Origin of the sequence: Bacillus sp. COPE52 (genome assembly GCF_003355115.1) — a bacterium.
GTDB lineage: Bacteria > Bacillota > Bacilli > Bacillales > Bacillaceae_G > Bacillus_A > Bacillus_A toyonensis.
The window spans coordinates 455,890-474,988 of record NZ_CP031292.1 but is presented as its reverse complement, the minus strand read 5'-3'; the positions used below and the strand labels follow the sequence as shown (position 1 = coordinate 474,988).

Genomic DNA, 19,099 nt, shown 5'->3' with positions numbered 1-19,099 from the left:
CTTCCCTTCAAAAATTATTTGCTCTTATAGGTTCGTGTTTATGTTTAGCCCATAAATATTTCTGCAGTGAAACTCCAATTACTCCAATGACAACAAGCCCAATCCCACCATAAACATAGAGTTGAGTTACTCCAAACAAATGCACTAATGGGCCACTCATAGCAGGAGAAATAATTAGAACTGCGTTTGTTAAACTGCTTTGAATACCAAATACTCTTCCTACTTGATCTTGATCAGATTTTATTTGTAAAATGACTTGATTAGATACAAGCATCAGCCCACTTCCAATACCAGCGATAAAACTAATCAGATAGGCCAAAACGAAGACCGTACCGGGCGTTATCAAACCAATCCCCCCAAAACCAATTCCCATTAAAACCATGCCTCCACATACTACCCAACCATATTGAAATTGTTTTAATTTCTGAGTTAGTAATGCACCAAGTATTCCGCCAAGACCAATAATAGAAATGATATATCCCATTTTACTTTTATCATGTGGGAATAAGCTCTTAAATAAAGTCGGGAATTGTGAGTCTACTAATTGTAATACTGCCATGGCTATTGTAACGAAAATCATAGTTGATAATATTATCCGATTAGATAACACATAGCCCCACCCTTGTACCCAAGCGGCCCAAGTGCTTTGCTTTTGCTTTTCAACAAGTTCTTTCGATATAGTTTCTTTGAATTTTATTGTGGGTATCAGAACTAACGTAGCTAATAAACAACTTATAGCTCTTATAATGAGGCAGAACTCTGGCTGAAACCAACTCAGCAACATGCCCCCTATAAGTGGGCCTACTATCTTGGTACCCTGCTCTACTATTCCGTTGATACTTACTGCTTTAGTAAGCAAATCTGGGGATACAATCTGTCTTGTTAGTGTTTGTTGTGCAGGATAATAGAAAACAATAAAAATGGAACGAATCATTAATGCCACTAAGAGCCAGTGGATATTTTGTACAAATAAAAGAGCAATTGTTATTAAACCAACCATCAAATTACAGAACATCATAATTGGAATTTTTCTAAAACGATCTGCAATAACACCTGCCCATGAGCCAAAAATAATTCCAGGAAGTGCATATGCAACAGGAATCAATCCAATCATAGTAGGATCTACTTCCCATTCAAACCCAACTATAGTCATAATCGCTAACATATCAATAAAAACACCAAGCATAAGCAATGAATAGGCAGAGAAAACTTGTAAATAAACCCTATTTCCTAATAGGCCTTTTGAATCGGTAGTTTTCATAAAATGTGCTCCTTAAATTTACTAAAACGGATGTTTTGGTGTACACAATACCTCTTTTTTGCACATAATTTATAACTCTACATATATCCATCCGAAATTTAATAGTATTCAAACTTCAATAACTATAAAATTCAATATCTTTGATATTATTTATGCATTCAAATATATTTATTTTTAGTTTTTATACGTTCACTTCTGACTCTAAATAATCTTTTTCACCTATAAACGTGGATAAATTAAATGATTTCTAGTTATATCGTCATTACAACCACAGTAAAAAACGATAATATTTCATTAATTTATCTGAACAACTTTCTTTGATTTTCATATTCTACAAGCTAAAACTCTACTCAATGAAAATAATCCATTAATAGCTATCTAACCCTAAAATTTATAATAGTTAAACCATCCAAATTACACCCTCTTTTCAGAATTGTCTTTTTTTTCTATTTAAAATACTATCACACAAATTTTCTAGCTACTATCTTCATAAAGTTGAAATAATCAAATTAGAAAATTCAGATAAAAAACGAGGTAAATTTGCAATTATCTTACTCAATATTATTTTCACAAACGCTATTGAATCCTAACAAATAGTAAATCCCTCTTTTACTCTTCTCTATATTTGTATCCTATACAATAAAAATTTCTTTTTTCTTATCCTTTTCTTACAATTTCCTTACGTTCAAATCACTTCTATAATTAGATAGGTTTTATTTTAAAATCTCCAAGATAATAAATGTTTATATAATCCCACGATTTCATAGAAGATAGATTAATAACCCTGCGCCAAATCATCATGCACATCTCTGATATTTCCTTGGATTCCCCCCTCAACCTTTACCACTGTTCCAACCGGCATCAACACTTCTTCACGTTCTTATAAATAGTAATAACTAATCAACTTTTTACCTGAAAATAAATTAATATAGAAAAGGAGAGATAAGGTTAAAATACCTTTATCTCTCCTTTTCTCTCACATATTATGCGAAGGATTTTTTTGTTTTGGGGTTAATCTGTTTTCTTAGCTTGATGGCGATGGGGTCCCACCACATCGTTATCAACTTAAGAAATTAAATGTACCTCGAATCTCCCTATACGTCGCTCAAAAAGGCAGATGTAGTGTAACTGGGGAGAAACTTCTACCCTGTGGGACATCCATTGTTGTCACAAGCAATTATGGAATGAAACAAAGGATGATAGCTACAAAAACCTTACAATTGTTAAATCGAGTATTTACAGACTAATTGGGGCAACCAAAGTTGAAATCATTAACCAACTATTCTTTGAGCTACAACTTAACGAGGAACAGTTAAACAAACTCAACAAATTGCGAAAACTAGTTAAAAACGAGGAAATCTGTATAAAATCACAAACTGAAGTGGAAACAAATAACGAAAAACTAGCGTTGTTTACTTAGAACTTATCATTATTGGGTGAGAAGAAAACTACAATATAGATGGAGCGCGGTATGCCATGAAAGTGGCACGTACTGTGCGGATCGGGGGAAAAGTTAGAAATAACCTCAAAGACTTACCTATCGACAATCATGCAGTTATGCAAGAGCAAAATTACTGGAAAGGTCAAAAACATAAGCTTCGAAAAAAAAATAAAAAGTTATTTATTTCATTAGAACCACATTTGTTTGAAGACTGGAAGAGTTCGCATTGTATAACGAAAATCTAAATCAAACCGCATCGGAGTTAGTAATAGAGGGCTTAGACTATATCTATAAAGAGGGTATATCTGTAATGTAATCTCATGCTTTTCAGCATTTTGTAAAAATTGAAATATCACCATTTCAATAAAAACTATTACAACAATTAGCGCTCAAACGAGGATGTTCAACAAGAAAAATGGCATATCCAGTATTAAAATTCATGTTACAGACAAAGTAAAAGAATCCAACGTTTAACGAAGGATTCTTTTACCTGGTGTTCGTTGACAAATAGCTTCACCAAAGGAATTGATTCTAGCCACTCAATTCCTTTTTTATGTTATAAAAAAGTGTTTAATTTGTAAAAAAGCATTTGCTATAGAATAACAAATGCTTTTTGTTGAACTTGAATTGATCACTTTCAGAAAGTATTTATATTGTTTGCCTTTTTCTCTTGAAAAATTGTACCCTCAATCACTAATCTTACTATAAAATATAAAAAATGTAGCGTTTTAATATAGAAAAACTTATTGGTTGTATATGGATTTTTTCTTTATAATAATGAAAGGTAGTTCCCGATTATAGATAGGCTCGCATGCTTTTCTTGTATGAGAGCCTATCTATATAAAAAGATTGGATATTTATGAGTTTTGCAACACCCTCAGTAGTAATATCGTAAAAAATTATTGTAAAATATTTTTAGAGTAGATTAATTTATGTAGCAACACTCAATAATCAATGGAGGTATTAAATGAGAGATTTTTTTGAGGAGAAATACTTAGATATAGAGCTACAAAGAGACCTGGTAAGTTTAATAAGTGAAATTAGTGAATACAAAGGAAAAATATCCGCTTATCAAGACAGAAACCCTGATATATTCAATAATTTGGAGAAAACTATCCCCCTTCATTACATAAAAAACTTTAATACTGTTTTTATGGATATAAACGTTCCGAATAAAAGGTTAAAAGAACTGATTTTGAACGAAATGTTACCCAAAACAATAGAAGAAGATGCCGTATATTGTTATTATCAAGCAATGTCTCTTGTGCAAAAAAAGTTCCATAATCTACCCGTTAACTCAGAGACAATACAAGAATTACATTTTCAATTAATCCATTATATTACTTCTGACTGTGCAATGTGGCGTAAAAAACAATTTATTGTCCCAGGTGTTCCTGAATATGGGATGCATTCCAGTAGCTATCGTCCAGTAGCTCGGGAACTTATTCCCCAATCTGTAAAACTATTATGTGAGCAATATAATACATTAGTGAAGAATAAGGAGTTTCATTCACTTATATTAATAGCTCAATTTATATTGAATTTTTATTGTATTCTCCCTTTTGACCAGGGAAATCGAAGACTCGCATTCATATTGATACAATTACTATTAATGAAGAGTGAACATACATTTATAAGGTATGTATGTTTAGATAAATATATAAAGAAACATGAATCAAAATACTATGATTCAATCTTTAAATCTTCAGTTAATTGGTACTGTCGTGGGCATAATATTAGTTTTTGGATAAAAATATTCTTAACAATTATATTAGAAGCATATCAGGATTTGCATCTAACAGTTCAGGATTCTATATGTAGGGATACTAAAATTGAGCGAATTAAAAATTATATAATTAGGCAAAAAAAACCTTTTACTAAAGAAAATATTCGTGACGTTTATCCAGATATTGCCGAAAGTACAATCAGTAAAGCATTAGCTTCCTTCCAGTCTCTTGGTCTTATAAAGCTAGCTTCACGAGGAAGAAATGCTCAATGGACACGGGTTTAATTCCTTTTTTTACGATTATCAAAAATTTATCGGCCAAAGAAAAATGTAATTCATTTATGACCATATAGTTCAAAGGAGGCTTAAATCCTGAGTAATAGATCACTTTCAGAAAAGAAAATGAGAAAAATCACAGATAGGATATTTGAAAGGTAATACAATTCAAGAAAGATAGTTTTGTGATAGCCGTTGGCTATTACTTTTGTTTTTTTAGTTATCGAGGTGTATCTGAGGTCCTCAAAGAATCTGAAGATTTCATATTCATCCAAAAACGATTATGCGTTGGGTCCATGAATATGGTAATTTGATCTATCAAATCTGGAAGAAGAAAAATAGAAAGATTCAATCATTCTAGAAATTAGATGCGATTTATATAAAAGTGAAAGGAAAATGTTGTTATTTATATCATAAAATCTTTAATAATGGATGTATATTGGATATTCAACTTCAAAAAACTAGAGATCATCAGACAGCCTATGCCTTTATGAAAAGATTGGTGAAGGCTTTTGGAGAGCCAACGGTTCTCAAAACAGACAAGGCCCCAGTACTACTTTGCGCATTTAACAAATTAAAAGTACAAGGTTTTTATAAACAACTCATTGCACAGTCAAACATTTGAACAATCTCGTCGAACAAGACTATAGACATGTAAAAAGACGTTGAAACAGTTCATGCTCTAGATACACGAAAACGAAGTTTGCAACAACCAAACTTCGTTTTTTTCGACGTATAATGAACTATATCAATTACTAACGATTGTTTGAACTACTCACCACTTAACGTCCTTACGGACTTTTTGAAGTGGGAGATTCCTGCTAAGATAACCGATGTATCCACCGGTTATCTTAGCAGGCTCTACCCGTAGTCCCTACGGTGAGAACACAAGTATCTTGTACATTGACGCACCACACTCCCTACTTTAGCTTGGTTTTCACAACTTCGGCAAGCATGGGGCGATAGAACGTTGAAGATTTTACGGTTGGAGCGTTTTTCTGCAACCAACCTCATATCTTCAGTTTTCGAAGAGCAATCTGTACAAGTAAATGATAGCAAACATGTTGGCATATGCCAACCGACGTTCTTCTTCCATACAAAAGCAGACAATTTACTGAATATTGACTATTCCCCCCCCCCCATCTTTCGTTTCCTGGATTGCTTCAATTACATTGTATGGTTCTGGTGCAAAAATTTTAATAGATGTGTAAGTAATCTCTAAAACTTCAACATACTGACCCTATTACTCAAAAAAAGATATTTGATTGGTCTGGAAAAGAAACGCGCATTCAAATATATGCATTACCAGCTGATAATATTTTGTTAACGATACAATCCCAATTCTCACAATTTGGTAAAGATGATGAAGAAACGTTTTTATCCATTTCTAATGCAACAATTCCATTAGAATTATATGCGCCTTATTCTCTTTTATTTTTGTTGTTTATTTACAAATTGATAAAAATTTCTGCATATTGTTTTTTTAGCTTCTTAAATTATTTTCATTCTCGATATCAATATTGGATAGTATCAAATTGGTATCATCTTTTGACAATTTTATTTTGCTTTTAGACCTCACCATACTATTTCGGGAAAATTGTACGTTAAGGATTACAAACCTTTATCATTACAGTGTTTTTTTAGATGAGTATATGTTCATAAAGATAAAATACTAAGTTTAATTGAACACTGATTTATATACACACTTTATGAACACGATTATAGCTAAAAAACGTTGATATTATTGAGTTTTATCGCCTGTCCATAAACATAGATTTTCTGGACAGATGTCTCTTAATGTACAGAAAACGCTTAAAATGTGTCCAAATTGTGTCCGAGTGTATAATTTTCCCAATATGGCACGGGGTACAAGCTTAGATACGTGTAAAAATTGGTCACAGGTTAAATTTTATTCCCCAACATAATTTAAGAGTATTTATTTTTACATTTTGGAAAGATAAGCACATTCAAAAATATTGTAGAATTTATGACAATTAACGTTGGATTTCTTAATTCATATATATCTTTTTATTATAAATATGACATTACCAAAAAAAATATATATATTTCAAATGGTATATATATAACAAAACATAAAAAAACTAGTCACTATTGTCTTATAGTGGGTAATTAATCATAAAATTGCGTATTTTCTGACGTTTATATATTCTAATAGGGGGTATCTTTTTCCATCCCCTGAAAAAGGAGAATAAGAAAGAATCTAGTTAATATCTATTGCTATTTCCTTTATAAAAATAGTAATTGTAACAGACTTAATCTAGAATCTCTCTTTAAAAAATAAGAAAAGGAGGAGTTCAAGTGAAAAAAACTTTAGTTACAGGATTAATGGTTACAGCAATATTAGCAAGTCCTTCCAACTATGTAAGTGCTTATGCGGAGAGGGTGCAGTCTAAATCAGAGCCCACATATGTACAAAATGTCAAAAATGCGAATACATTATCACATTCAATTAGAACGTTAGGTTCACAATCACCTTTAGCGCAAGCATATGGATTAATTATTTTACAGCAACCAACCATTAAAGGGACTGGTATGAGCAGTTTAACGAATCACCAAGAATTTGTAAAAAATCATGTTCGCGAATGGTTAGATGAATATAATCCTAAGTTAGTTGATTTAAATCAAGATATGCAGCGTTTTAGTACAAGATTCAATGGTTATTATGGTACATTATATGATTTAGCAGAAACGGTAAATACAGATGCGGAAACAAAAGTGAGTTTTGTAAATGCTTTTAATAGACTACAAAAGGACGTACAAACTATCCAAGATAGTATGAACCAAACCTTATTGCAGCTAAATCGTTTTAATGATTTATTGCTTCAAGATAACAAAGGGTTTTCTGAAAAAGCAAAAATAGCAATTCAATCCCTAGAGGGGTCAGATGGAACTGTTACACAGCTAAGAGCTGATATTAAAAGACTTCAAGAAGAGATACTGGTAGAGCTCGCAAAAATTTTAAATAGACCAAATGAAGTTCGTAACGGCGTTATAAATATTGGGAAGCAAGTCTTTACGATTGCGGGCGGAGCAGCTCAGACTCAAACTATAGATTTTATCTCTATTTCATCTCTTGGTGGTGGAATTTTAGATCTTTTCGACAGCCAAACAGCTGCTTCTGCTAGGATCATTGAGCAGAAACAAAAAGAATTACTACCACTAATTCAGCAGTTAGCAGAAACCCAAATTCAAGTGACTGAAATGACATTTATTGAGGATCAAATGAATGGTTTTACTGAGATGATTAAGAGGCAAATTACTACTTTTGAATATTTGATGAATGATTGGAAAGCGCTAAATGATACAATGATCCAAATCCAACTCAATCTGAGTGTAGGGGCACACATGGATAGTGTTGGATTACAAAATCAATTAATTCAGCTCAAAGAATTCAGTGATGAACTGTATTTGCAAACAAAAAAGTTTGAAAATTTCATTTCAAATGTAACAATCAATTAAGTTTAAGCAAAGAGTGAAATATGACTATACTGAAAGTTAAAGGAGAAGACAAAAATGACAAAAAAGCCTTATAAAGTAATGGCTTTATCCGCATTAATAACGGTAATGGCAGCAGGTAGTATCATGCCAACATATGCTTCTGCAGCGGAAAGCACGGCTAAATCAACTCCTATTCACGCTAAAACAGGTACAACGGACGATTACCCGGATTATTCATTAGGACCAGAGGGTCTTAAAGAGGCAATAACAAATACAGGGTCAAATGCTTTAGTAATGGACCTTTATGCTCTCACAATCATTAAACAAGCAAATGCTGATTTCAATGGGCTCAATTCAATTGATACATCTTTACGAACGAAAATAATTAATGATCAAAATATTGCCAGAATAAATGCAGGGCAATGGTTAGATAAACTTAAACCGCAAATGATTTCAACGAATCAAAACATTATTAATTATAATACTAAATTTCAAAATTACTATAATACGTTAATCGAAGCTGTAAACAATAAGGACAAGGAAACATTATCAAATGGACTTACAAGGCTAAATAATGATGTTGTAGCAAATAAGGCGGATGTGGACGAATTATTAGGAGAACTGCGAGAATTCCGAAAGAAAATGGCAACAGATACGCAAAACTTTAAACAAGATGCAACTCAAATAACGTCTATTTTAGCAAGTCAAGATGCTGGAATTCCGCTGTTGCAAAATCAACTCACAACGTATCATGCTACAATTGCTGAATATAATAAACTGCTTATTGCCTCAGCAGTTGCAACGGCTCTAGGCCCACTTGCTATTATAGGCGGAGCAGTTCTAATTGGTACTGGTTTAGGAGCTAAACTAGGAGTGGTGTTCATTGTAGGTGGTTTAGGAGCAACAGCAGGAGGTATAGCGGGAATTGTTATAGCAAAGCAAGAGATGGATAAGGCTCAGGAAGAGATTAAGAATATAACAGGACAAATAACCCAGGCTCAATTAGAAGTAGCTGGTTTAACCAATCTAAAAGAGCAAACTGAATCCTTAACAGAGACTATTGATATAGCAATTACTGCACTACAAAATCTTTCAACCAAATGGGATGTAGTTGGATCAAAATATAAATCTTTACTTAAAAATATTGCAGTTATGGACCCTAACGATCTATTTTTCATAAAAGAGGATCTCGATGTGGCTAAAGATAGTTGGAAAGAAGTTAGAGATACTGCTGCAAATCTTTATGAAACTGATATTAAATTAGTAGATACAAAATAATCAATTGATATTATGTGATAAGGGTTCCCTGTTCAAACTTGAGCAGGGAACTTCCTCAATGCTCACTAAAAGATACGAATTCTTAAAAAGCGTAGGTGGGATAATATGAATAAGAAATTGTACAAGAAATTCCTATTATCAATGATGATTGCTGGAATGGTAACAAGTAATATAGTACCACTTCATACTTTCGCGGCAGAACAAAAAGTCCATACAACTATATCGCAAGAAACCATTCATAATTATTCACTTGGTCCTGAGGGCTTTCAAGATGTACTAGCACCAGCAATGTCTAATGTACTTGTTATGGATTCATATGCCAAAACAATACGCAATCAACAAGAGACAGACCTTAGTGGTATAAGTTCTCTTAATAGTTATTTACGAGCAAACATGTTGAAGCACCAGGACGATGCAAAAAAAAACGCGACCTATTGGTTAGATAATCTTAAACCACGTATTATGAATACGAATCAAAACATTGTAAATTATAATGATACATTTCAAACACACTATAGTATTTTACTAGATGCAATAGATCAAAAAGATACTGAAAAATTGAAAACTGAGCTCGATAAATTGTATCAAAGTATATTGACTAATAAAAGTGAAGTTAACGAGCTATTGGAACAGCTGAAAACATTCCGAACTAAAATGACAGCAGATACGCAAAACTTTAAACAAGATACAAATCAATTAACGACTATTTTAGCTAGTACAACTGCAGGTATTCCGTATTTAGAACAGCGAATTAATGGGTATAATGAGTCTATCAAAAAAAGCAATGATCAAATTATTGCAGGTTCAGTACTTTGCGCGACGTTAATAACGTGTATCATTGGTGGACCGCTGATTGCAACAGCAAAAAGTAATATTGCATCTGCTGAGCGAGAAATAGAAATTTTAAAGGCACAAATTTCTGGGGCACAAGCAGAAATAGCTATTATAACTGATGCAAAAAATAAGACTACGAATATGGCGGAAACAATTGACACAGCTATTACTTCTATACAGAAAATGTCTAATAGTTGGGATACTGTAGCAGCAAAATATAATAATTTAGTAAAAAATATCTCATTCATTAGCCCAGAAGAATTTGCTTTTATAAAAGCAGATCTTAATACAGCAAAAGATAGCTGGCAAGATCTTAAGAATTATGCTGATAAATTATATGAATCGGTGAAAATTGCGGAGAAAGAAGAGCAGGATCTGATAGATCGACTTCGTCCGTCAAGTGTTCAATATTTCTATAAACCGATACACAATGCCTATACATTTGAAATAAGAACGGGAGCAAATGCACCAAATGCGTCCTATAAAGTTATGAATTTAACAAAACGGACTACTCATAATATGTGGAGCGGAGGACCAAATGCAAGCATGTGGATTGACCAGCTTCCATTAAACTTAAAAGACCAATATGCGGTAATAGCAACGGTCAATGGAATGGATTATGTCATATATAAAGAAGTAGGAGAAAACATTCCTGGAGCTAATTTGAATGGTACCTATCAACTATTTTCTGCGTTAAATAATAGTAGCGTTATAGATATGGATCGATCAACGAATAATGTTACCTTATGGAGCAATAACGGCGGTAATCATCAAAAATGGAAGTTAGTATATGATTCAAATAAAAAGGCCTATCAAATTAAAAGTGTAACAAATCAAAATTTAATATTAGCTTGGAATGACTATCAAGGTTCTAACAATGTTTTTGCTACACCTAACCAATACTATGAAGAGCATTATTGGATAGTTGAAGATGCAGGAAATGGATATTTTTATTTAAAAAATAAGAAAAACTCTAGGTATTTAGATGTAACTGGTTCTGGTACTAAGGATGGAACAAATGTTATAGTATATCCATTTACAGCTAGTAATAATCAAAAATTTAAATTACAGAGACTAAATTAAATTATAGGATTCTGGTAGAAAAAAATTTCATCTTGAATTTCAATTGTTGTAAAATAGGGCATCTCTCCTACTTCGGAAAGATGCCTCTTTTCTATTCTAACGAATGTTGGGATACAGCTGCATGCCCATCAACTTAAGAATTTTTAAAAAAGGCGTTATTCTTTCTTAATAATATAAATGAGAAAGGGTGCCGTTTTTTAGATTCTGTTGCAAAAATAGTGGAATATGAAAGAAGGGTAAAAGATTCCTAACGGTATTGAACGTTATGCTGTTAAACCAAAGAGTTCATTGATAAGATATATCTGCCTTTGGACAGGCTTCCCCCCTTGGAGAGTTTGTCCTTTTTTGACCATATTTGTGAAATTACCAATGTTTCAAGAGCTGCTTTATATAGAATACTACAAGACAAAACATAATAAAAAATACCCGCCCAAATTGGAAACTTTCAGGTGTGGCGGGTTATTCCTTGAATCGTTTCTGTACCCCAGTTTAACATTTTGTATGTTTTGTAAAACTATTTTTCTTTCGGAAGTACAATTCTTTTATACAATTGAACTGTAATCAAGTAGTAAATTAAGTAAATCACTACGAAAATGACAAGTGGCAACCAAATTCGGAAATACGGATCAATCAAAAGCGGACCGAACATGTTCATACCAACTAATATATGAGCAATACCCACAATTGCCGGTACTAAGAATATGAAGAATAACTCTTTATAAATCGATTGTGTTAATAACCCCTGGCGGACACCGATTTTACGAAGCATTTGATAACGTGTGCTGTCTTTCGATGCACCAGATAGAATTTTAAACATTAGGCAACTTGCCATCATTGCTAAGAACGCAATTCCAACGAAGAAGCCCATGAACATGAATCCACTGGCCATACTATGACTCAGATTATACATTTGATACGTACTACCTAATTCTTCCGCTTTCACATTTTTATATTTCGCTACCTGTAATTCATCAAGTTTTTTCCATTCTTTCAAATGTGCTCCAAAATCATCTGTTTTTCCAATAAAAACAGTATTTTCTTTATACTTCATACTATCGTATATGCTTTGGTCTATAATTTTTATTTCATGATCAGGATACATATAAGTTGGCTGGATTGTGAAGAAAGCTTCTTTCCATTGTTTTGTTTTCGTATCATCGTTATACAGTTTATACAGTTGTTTTGGCAATGTAAATGCATCCTTGGGAAATTCTTCTGAAACTTTCGTCATCTTCCTATTGTCACTATCTTGTGCTAAAGGACGATTTTTCTCTACATCTTCTTTTATATAATACACATACTGATTATCTACTTTGTAGCGATATTCAAACTTCTCCTGAAATAAGATGCCACTCAAAATTTTCTTTTCTTCCGCTGTTGGATTATGAACGACTGAATCGTAAACTTTTTCTTTATCAGTCGTCTTTAGAACGTTATTTTTAAATGCCATACCACACGCAATCCCACCAGCGCCAAGAGCCACTAGGATTGCTACCGTTGCAAGCACCCGTGTTAAGCTATTAATTCGGAAATTCAATTGTGCAAAAGTAAAAGCATTCAGCCCTTTTTCACGACGTTTTTTATTACTCTTTATCTTGTTGAGCATAACTGGGAGAAGTGATCCAAATAACATGTAAGTACCGACTGTTGCTGTGATTAATCCAATACCCATGAATTTAGGTACGGTTAATAGCTCTTTTTCCTGTAAATATGCTATATGGATCAGTGATGCATACCCAATACCTAGCAAAATCAGACCAAGAAATGCAACTACACCTGTCATTTTTCCTTTTACAGCGATACGCTCTGTTTTTGCATCTGCATGTACAAGTTGTAATACAGAAATGCGAGATAATTTCATACTATTCATAATTGCTGATACTATAAATAGTGCAAAGAAAAAGAGGCAAGTAACAGTCATAGATGGAATATAAAATGCTTTATAATCTTCACCAGAAAATTCCAACTGCTTCATTAATAACTGACCAATACCTTCTGCAAGCCCTACACCAACTGCGATTCCGATTGCAAGAGATGCGGCACCTATTACAATTGTTTCGATAAACATAAGTAAGGCAACTTTATGCTTTTTTGCCCCTAACATCATGTACATACCAAATTCTTTTTGTCGAAGAGATAATAAGAAAGAATTTGCATATAAAATATAGAAAAACATTACAATCGCTAATAAAAAGGAACCGATTTGGAATGCAATTGCAACCATATCAGCATGTGGATTGGATTCAAGGAACGCTTTATTTAGTGATAACGTTTGAAACATATAAAAAGTAGAAATAGATACGATAAGACCAACAAGTAAGACAATATAGTCTTGCAACTTACTTTTTAGACCAGACATGGAAAGCTTAAATAACATGATTGAACTTCCTTCCTTACGCTTTTTGTGTACCTAAGTTTGCAAGCACGTCTAAAATTTCTTTATAGAACTCTTCACGTGTACCAACGCGATAAATTTCTTTATATAGCTCACCATCTTGAATGAATAAAATACGCTGACAGTAACTTGCACTATATGGATCATGAGTAACCATCATAATAGATACGCCTTGCTCTTTATTTAAGTTTGTCATTGCATCCAGTAAACTCGTTGCATTTTTAGAATCAAGAGCTCCTGTTGGCTCGTCCCCTAAAATAATTGCTGGTTCATGGACTAAAGCGCGCGCTGCTGCTGAACGTTGTTTTTGTCCACCAGATACTTCAGATGGATACTTTTGAAGTATTGCTGAAATGCCTAACATATCAGCTACTTTTTCTACTTTTGGTCCAATATTTCGTGATGGGACACCTTGAAGTGAAAGCGGAAGTGCGATGTTTTCGTAAATAGATAAGTTCTCTAATAAATTAAAGTCTTGGAAAATGAATCCTAACTTTTGCGAACGGAAATCAGAAAGCTCACCTTGCTTCATTTTCGTAATATCCGTTCCGGCAATTTCAACAACGCCGCCTGTCGCCTTATCAAGCGTTGAAATTACATTTAACAATGTTGTTTTACCAGAACCAGAAGGTCCCATAATACCAACGAACTCACCTTCTTGAATTGAGAATGAAACACCTTTTAATGCGTGTGATTGGTTCTCACCTTTTTTACCATATACTTTTTGAACGTTTTTCACGTCCACAACTGGTTTCGTCATATATATCCTCCTACATTTGTTTTTCCATTACCTATTTTGCGTTTTTGGGAGATGAACTGCAATTGATTTATATAACAGTAACCTTACATTTTCGTAAGAATCCATTCATTCGGTAATGAGTTCTGTGGTATATAAGATAGAAAGAAAAAAACTTTATCTAAAGTTTTTTTAGAGGGTATTCCAATTTATTGAAACGCATAAATATATTTATTTTAAATGTTAAAGTCTGTGTTTGTTCACAGCATTTTTGTTGTAACAATGAAGAAAAAATACCTTGTAAAAACAAAAAAGCCTTTGTATTTAAGCGTTTGTTTAAGCCCTCAGGGCTGAGTACAGTACCAGTGCTGTATGGAGTTGGAGCGCTTGCTATTCGTTGCCTGATCCAAAATCCTATAAAAAATCGATAAAATAAATAACCCGTTCCTTAACGTACAGGGAACGGGTTAAATGTGTCAAAATTATGTCTAAACGTACGATTTTTCCGAAATGATATAGTGCCGCATGCCCATCAACTTAAGAATCCTCTCTACTTCGTCATAAAGTTTTTATGTCTAAAGATAAAATAAAAAAGCCTTACCACTCAAATGTTTTAAAGTTAATGATATCGGCTTAATTTATAAATTATAAACTACTATTGATGAACCGTCACAATTACTCCGTCCATATTGTTCCCTGAAATTTCATAATGCTGATTTATCGGGACACTAATGGTCGTATTGTTTGAAAATTTATAATAAGAAACTTTATACTCTTTCCCCTCAACATTAGTTGAAATCTCCTTTTTTTCCTTCAAGAAATCTAAGTATTCTTCTAAAGTAAATTTCTTTTCTTACATGATTGCGCTATGAGGCAAACCGACGTAACGTATATGCCATGGCTCATATTGAATGCCTGTAATGTTACTTTTATTTTTGGGGTAGCGTAACACAAAACCGTGCTTCCACACATTTTCTTCAATCCATTTTCCTTCAGGAGCTTTCTCCATTTTATCTTGAGTTGATCCAACGTCCAGTGATAACCCTAAATTATGTTCACTATATCCTGGTGAGAGTGCATAATCAGAGCCCATTTCTTCATATAGCTGTCTTTGCTCTTGAAAATCCCGATAGCCACTACTAATCAAAAAATAATTAACACCTTCTTTTCCTGCTGCATCTATAACGTTCAAAAACTTTTTCACAATATCCTTTGATAAGCGAATATTTCTATCCAATACACCATAGCCTCTTACTAATTCACTATTTTGAGCTACATTTATAATATCAGACCTAACACTATCTTTCTTAGCTGAATAATCTTTGTTAACTAATAATAAATCCCCTTTATAAATTTGTTCTTCTGTAACCTCTATCTTTTTAGTATTTGCAGCTTTTTCCTTATCATCTTTTTCTGCAATTTTAACATCGATCTCCTTTTGAAATAATGGTGATATATAAAAGCCTACGCAGACTATACATAATATAAAAAAAAAAATAAATACCCACTTTTTCATTTCTAGTTCCTCCTTAACGCAACTTACGTATAGAATACAAAAAACTATTAAAATAAAAAGTGGGGTAAAGTTTAAATTTTTATTAAATTGCTTTGCTCTCCTCTTTTGGCAATCTCACTTCAAATGTTGTTCTAATTACATTGCTTTCAGCAGAAATCGTACCATTATGCTGCTCGACAATATTTTTTGCAATAAATAACCCAAGACCTGTACCACCTTTCTGCTCCGTTCTAGCTTTATCACCTGTATAAAACACATCAAAAAGATACGGTAAATCCTCTTCTGGAATGCTACCTCCGTAATTTATAATTTGTACAACTACCTGATCACTCTCAATATATCCGTTCACATCAACAAACTTTCCATCATACCCATAGCGAATCGCATTCGTTAAAAGATTTTCAAATACTCGGGCTAATAAATTCCCGTCACCGTTAATAGGTAAATGAGGATCCATATTCAATCTCGCCTCTAATTTCTTTTTTTCTAATAACGGATACAATTCTTCATCTAACTGTATAATCAATTCACTTATATCAATCGGCCATTTTTCAAGCTGCAACATCCCATAATTCATTCTCGTAATTTCAAATAATTCATCAATCAAATTTTCCAGTCTTTCGGATTTCGTAAAAGCAATTGTGGAAAAATGTTTTGTTTGTTCCTTCGTCAAATTCTCATCTTTAAGAATTAAATCTAAATAACCTAAAACGGATGTTAACGGCGTTCTTAAATCGTGAGCTAAGTTAACAATAAGCTGATCCTTACTATTTTCCGCAAAATCTCCTCGTTCAACTGCTTCTTTTAATTTCTCACTCGCTACATTAATTTCGCGGGCGATATAACCAAACTCATCATTGGATGAAACACGAACTTGATTTGTAAAATCACCGTTTGCAAGATGATGAATCCCATTAGAAATCTCATCAAAATATTTTAAATACGGTCTAGTAAGGAAGAAGAAAAACATAATGGATAGAGGGATAAGTATAATTAAAAAGAAATTAATATCCCCAATTTTCCTTATCATTGAACGAACTTGAGCTAAGGGATCCTCATAACGAACTGCTAATTTATAATAGAGCCGTAATCCCTCATACATCATATACGTTACGCCAGCAGCTAATATCATGCTTAACGCAAATAGCATAACCATCTCTGAACGAAAACCTCTCATCTTTTTAGCCATTGAAAGTATACCCTACCCCCCAAACTGTTTTTATTAACTTATTCTTTCTTTTATCTTCCCCAAGCTTCTTCCGCAACGTACGAATGTGTACCATAACTGTATTCCCACCTTCATAATAATCATCTGCCCATACTTGCTGAAATATATTTTCCACACTGCACACTTTCTTCGGATGACTCGCTAATAAGTATAAAATATCAAATTCCTTTGGCGTTAACCCAATTTGTTCTCCGTACACATTTACTGATCTTTGCTCACGGTCAATAACAACTCCGCCTACTTCTAAAGCGGATTTATTCTCCACTACTTTCGGCTGATTTAACGTAAGAAATCGGCGTAGTTGTGCATTTACACGCGCAACTAATTCAATTGGGGTGAAAGGTTTCGTCATATAATCGTCCGCGCCTAGTACAAGACCTGTCACTTTGTCAAAATCAGACGTTTTCGCACTTAAGAAAATGATTGGCATATGATGTTTCGCACGAATCTGCCTTGTCACTTCATATCCATCCATTTTTGGCATCATAATATCTAACACAACTAAGTCGATTGACTGAGACTGAATAACTCGAATCGCCTCTTCCCCATCAGCCGCTTTCACAACATGATACCCTTCTTTTTCTAAATGTATCGCAATTAAATCAGCAATTTCCGCTTCGTCATCAGTTATTAAAATTGAAATTCGATTCATTTTACCCTGCTCCTATATCATTTCGTTTCTATTCTATTGGCGTTCTAAAAAATTTGCTCATTATATATTTTCATACACCTGATTTTATAATAGTCCACTCTGCTTGTATAATAGGGAGATTCAGTTGAGATACGTGTAAAACTAGATCATAGTACTAGGGAATCTAACTTCCAGTTAGTGATTTCATCATAAATGCCCTTTAGCTTAAGCTATTTTAATACCCAAAATCACTTGAAAATCTTTATTTTTTCTATACAAGCTAAATTAGAAAGGATGGCATTTTTTTATCTGTCTGTTTCTATATCTAACGAGATTTTGCTAAAAATATTAGTTTTGTGTAACGGACCAGTAAGTATCAAGTAAAAGATTTAGTCGCCTTATGTGTATGAGTGAACTGAAATGTCGCTACAACTTCTATAACCCCATTATTTAACTGTTTATGCAAAAAAGAATCCACATGTAGTATGTAAGGAGATTAACTTATGGGTTATTTACAAATAGTAGATGGGGAATATTTGACGCTTCCATAAATAAAAAAGAATCTAGTTTAAATTAGATTCTCAATGTATCTAGTACATTATCTTTTTCTTCTTTATTAATACCAATGTATCTTAGTGTAATTTGTGGTGTACTATGATTCAATATCTCTTGTAACATATCAATATCTTTTGTTTGCTTGCAAAACCAATATCCAAATGTTTTACGCATGGTATAAGTTCCTAAAGATTCAACTCTTTGCTTAATATATTTTAGTTAGATTACTACCGTAACCTAACTAAAATATATAAATAATAGAAAAAATAGGTATTGAGAAAATGTAATTTCTTAGGAATCTGAAATTTGTTTATTCGTGAATTATGGCATAAACTTGTATTTTAATTTTAGATGGTGTAATTGTTACAATAATACATTTTAAAAAAACACCGATTCATTAAATACTCTAAATTGGGTCACCATACATGTCCATCAATTTATTTTGTCTCCGTTCTTAAGTTTTGTGGAATGCCATCAGCCCCCTATTTCAGTGGATTCCATAATGCCAAAGCGAATATCCAATTTGGGTCACCATTTCCTTGATGATTTTGAATAGCTTCATACACTTTCCCTTGATGTTCTACTTTGTCTCCCTTTGTATACGCCTTCTTTGGATCCCATTTCTCATAAGATGTATTTTGATCTTTTGTTTTTACCGGAAGAATGTTACTTTGAATTGA

At 33.0% G+C, this 19,099-nt stretch carries 10 protein-coding genes and 8 pseudogenes; 8 read left to right on the top strand and 10 right to left on the bottom strand.

From position 1 onward, the window contains the following. Positions 1-7: 7 nt before the first annotated feature. Positions 8-1,261 carry an MFS transporter gene (locus DPQ31_RS02445; RefSeq protein ID WP_208731504.1) on the bottom strand — a complete coding sequence of 418 codons (1,254 nt, stop codon included), beginning with the start codon at positions 1,259-1,261 and terminating at the stop codon, positions 8-10. Between the two features lie 1,076 nt (positions 1,262-2,337). Here DPQ31_RS02445 and DPQ31_RS29190 point away from each other — a divergent pair. The 8 genes and pseudogenes from DPQ31_RS29190 to DPQ31_RS29645 form a co-directional block, all read left to right on the top strand. Then, positions 2,338-2,681: pseudogene (locus tag DPQ31_RS29190) on the top strand (group II intron reverse transcriptase/maturase); the annotation flags it as partial. 137 nt (positions 2,682-2,818) lie between these two features. Further along, positions 2,819-3,159 (top strand): annotated as a pseudogene (locus DPQ31_RS02440) (hypothetical protein). Positions 3,160-3,669: 510 nt separating this feature from the next. Beyond that, positions 3,670-4,713 carry a Fic family protein gene (locus DPQ31_RS02435; RefSeq protein ID WP_097958898.1) on the top strand — a complete coding sequence of 348 codons (1,044 nt, stop codon included), beginning with the start codon at positions 3,670-3,672 and terminating at the stop codon, positions 4,711-4,713. Between the two features lie 133 nt (positions 4,714-4,846). Next, positions 4,847-5,474 (top strand): annotated as a pseudogene (locus DPQ31_RS02430) (IS6 family transposase). Between the two features lie 1,549 nt (positions 5,475-7,023). After that, on the top strand, positions 7,024-8,184 hold the full coding sequence (locus DPQ31_RS02425) for a non-hemolytic enterotoxin subunit A (RefSeq protein WP_199634405.1): 1,161 nt from the start codon (positions 7,024-7,026) through the stop codon (positions 8,182-8,184). Between the two features lie 54 nt (positions 8,185-8,238). Next, positions 8,239-9,441, top strand: a complete 1,203-nt coding sequence (locus DPQ31_RS02420) for a non-hemolytic enterotoxin subunit B (RefSeq protein WP_199634406.1) — start codon at positions 8,239-8,241, stop codon at positions 9,439-9,441. Positions 9,442-9,546: 105 nt separating this feature from the next. Then, positions 9,547-10,623, top strand: a pseudogene (locus DPQ31_RS29185) (HBL/NHE enterotoxin family protein); the annotation flags it as partial. 141 nt (positions 10,624-10,764) lie between these two features. Next, positions 10,765-11,358, top strand: a complete 594-nt coding sequence (locus DPQ31_RS29645; RefSeq protein ID WP_307838330.1) for an RICIN domain-containing protein — start codon at positions 10,765-10,767, stop codon at positions 11,356-11,358. A gap of 263 nt (positions 11,359-11,621) precedes the next feature. Here the strand turns inward: DPQ31_RS29645 and DPQ31_RS29175 are convergent. From DPQ31_RS29175 to DPQ31_RS02380, 9 genes and pseudogenes are all read right to left on the bottom strand, one after another. After that, positions 11,622-11,711: pseudogene (locus DPQ31_RS29175) on the bottom strand (IS6 family transposase); the annotation flags it as partial. A gap of 161 nt (positions 11,712-11,872) precedes the next feature. Then, the gene (locus DPQ31_RS02410) at positions 11,873-13,735 is read right to left on the bottom strand and encodes an FtsX-like permease family protein (RefSeq protein WP_208731503.1); all 1,863 of its coding nucleotides are present in this window, start codon (positions 13,733-13,735) and stop codon (positions 11,873-11,875) included. Between the two features lie 16 nt (positions 13,736-13,751). Continuing rightward, positions 13,752-14,513 (bottom strand): ABC transporter ATP-binding protein, encoded by a 762-nt coding sequence (locus tag DPQ31_RS02405; protein WP_097958906.1) that lies wholly within the window; start codon positions 14,511-14,513, stop codon positions 13,752-13,754. A 229-nt stretch (positions 14,514-14,742) separates the two neighbouring features. Further along, positions 14,743-14,907: pseudogene (locus tag DPQ31_RS29780) on the bottom strand (IS4 family transposase); the annotation flags it as partial. Positions 14,908-15,144: 237 nt separating this feature from the next. Further along, positions 15,145-16,005, bottom strand: a pseudogene (locus DPQ31_RS02400) (D-alanyl-D-alanine carboxypeptidase family protein). A gap of 82 nt (positions 16,006-16,087) precedes the next feature. Beyond that, positions 16,088-17,194 carry a sensor histidine kinase gene (locus DPQ31_RS02395; protein ID WP_199634410.1) on the bottom strand — a complete coding sequence of 369 codons (1,107 nt, stop codon included), beginning with the start codon at positions 17,192-17,194 and terminating at the stop codon, positions 16,088-16,090. Next, the gene (locus DPQ31_RS02390) at positions 17,187-17,885 is read right to left on the bottom strand and encodes a response regulator transcription factor (protein ID WP_097958911.1); all 699 of its coding nucleotides are present in this window, start codon (positions 17,883-17,885) and stop codon (positions 17,187-17,189) included. Before DPQ31_RS02390 ends, DPQ31_RS02395 begins: the two co-directional genes overlap by 8 nt. A 552-nt stretch (positions 17,886-18,437) precedes the next feature. Next, positions 18,438-18,617 (bottom strand): annotated as a pseudogene (locus DPQ31_RS02385) (integrase); the annotation flags it as partial. 284 nt (positions 18,618-18,901) lie between these two features. Beyond that, positions 18,902-19,099: carbohydrate-binding protein (locus DPQ31_RS02380; RefSeq protein ID WP_395933533.1), on the bottom strand; the 198-nt coding region annotated here is incomplete at its 5' end.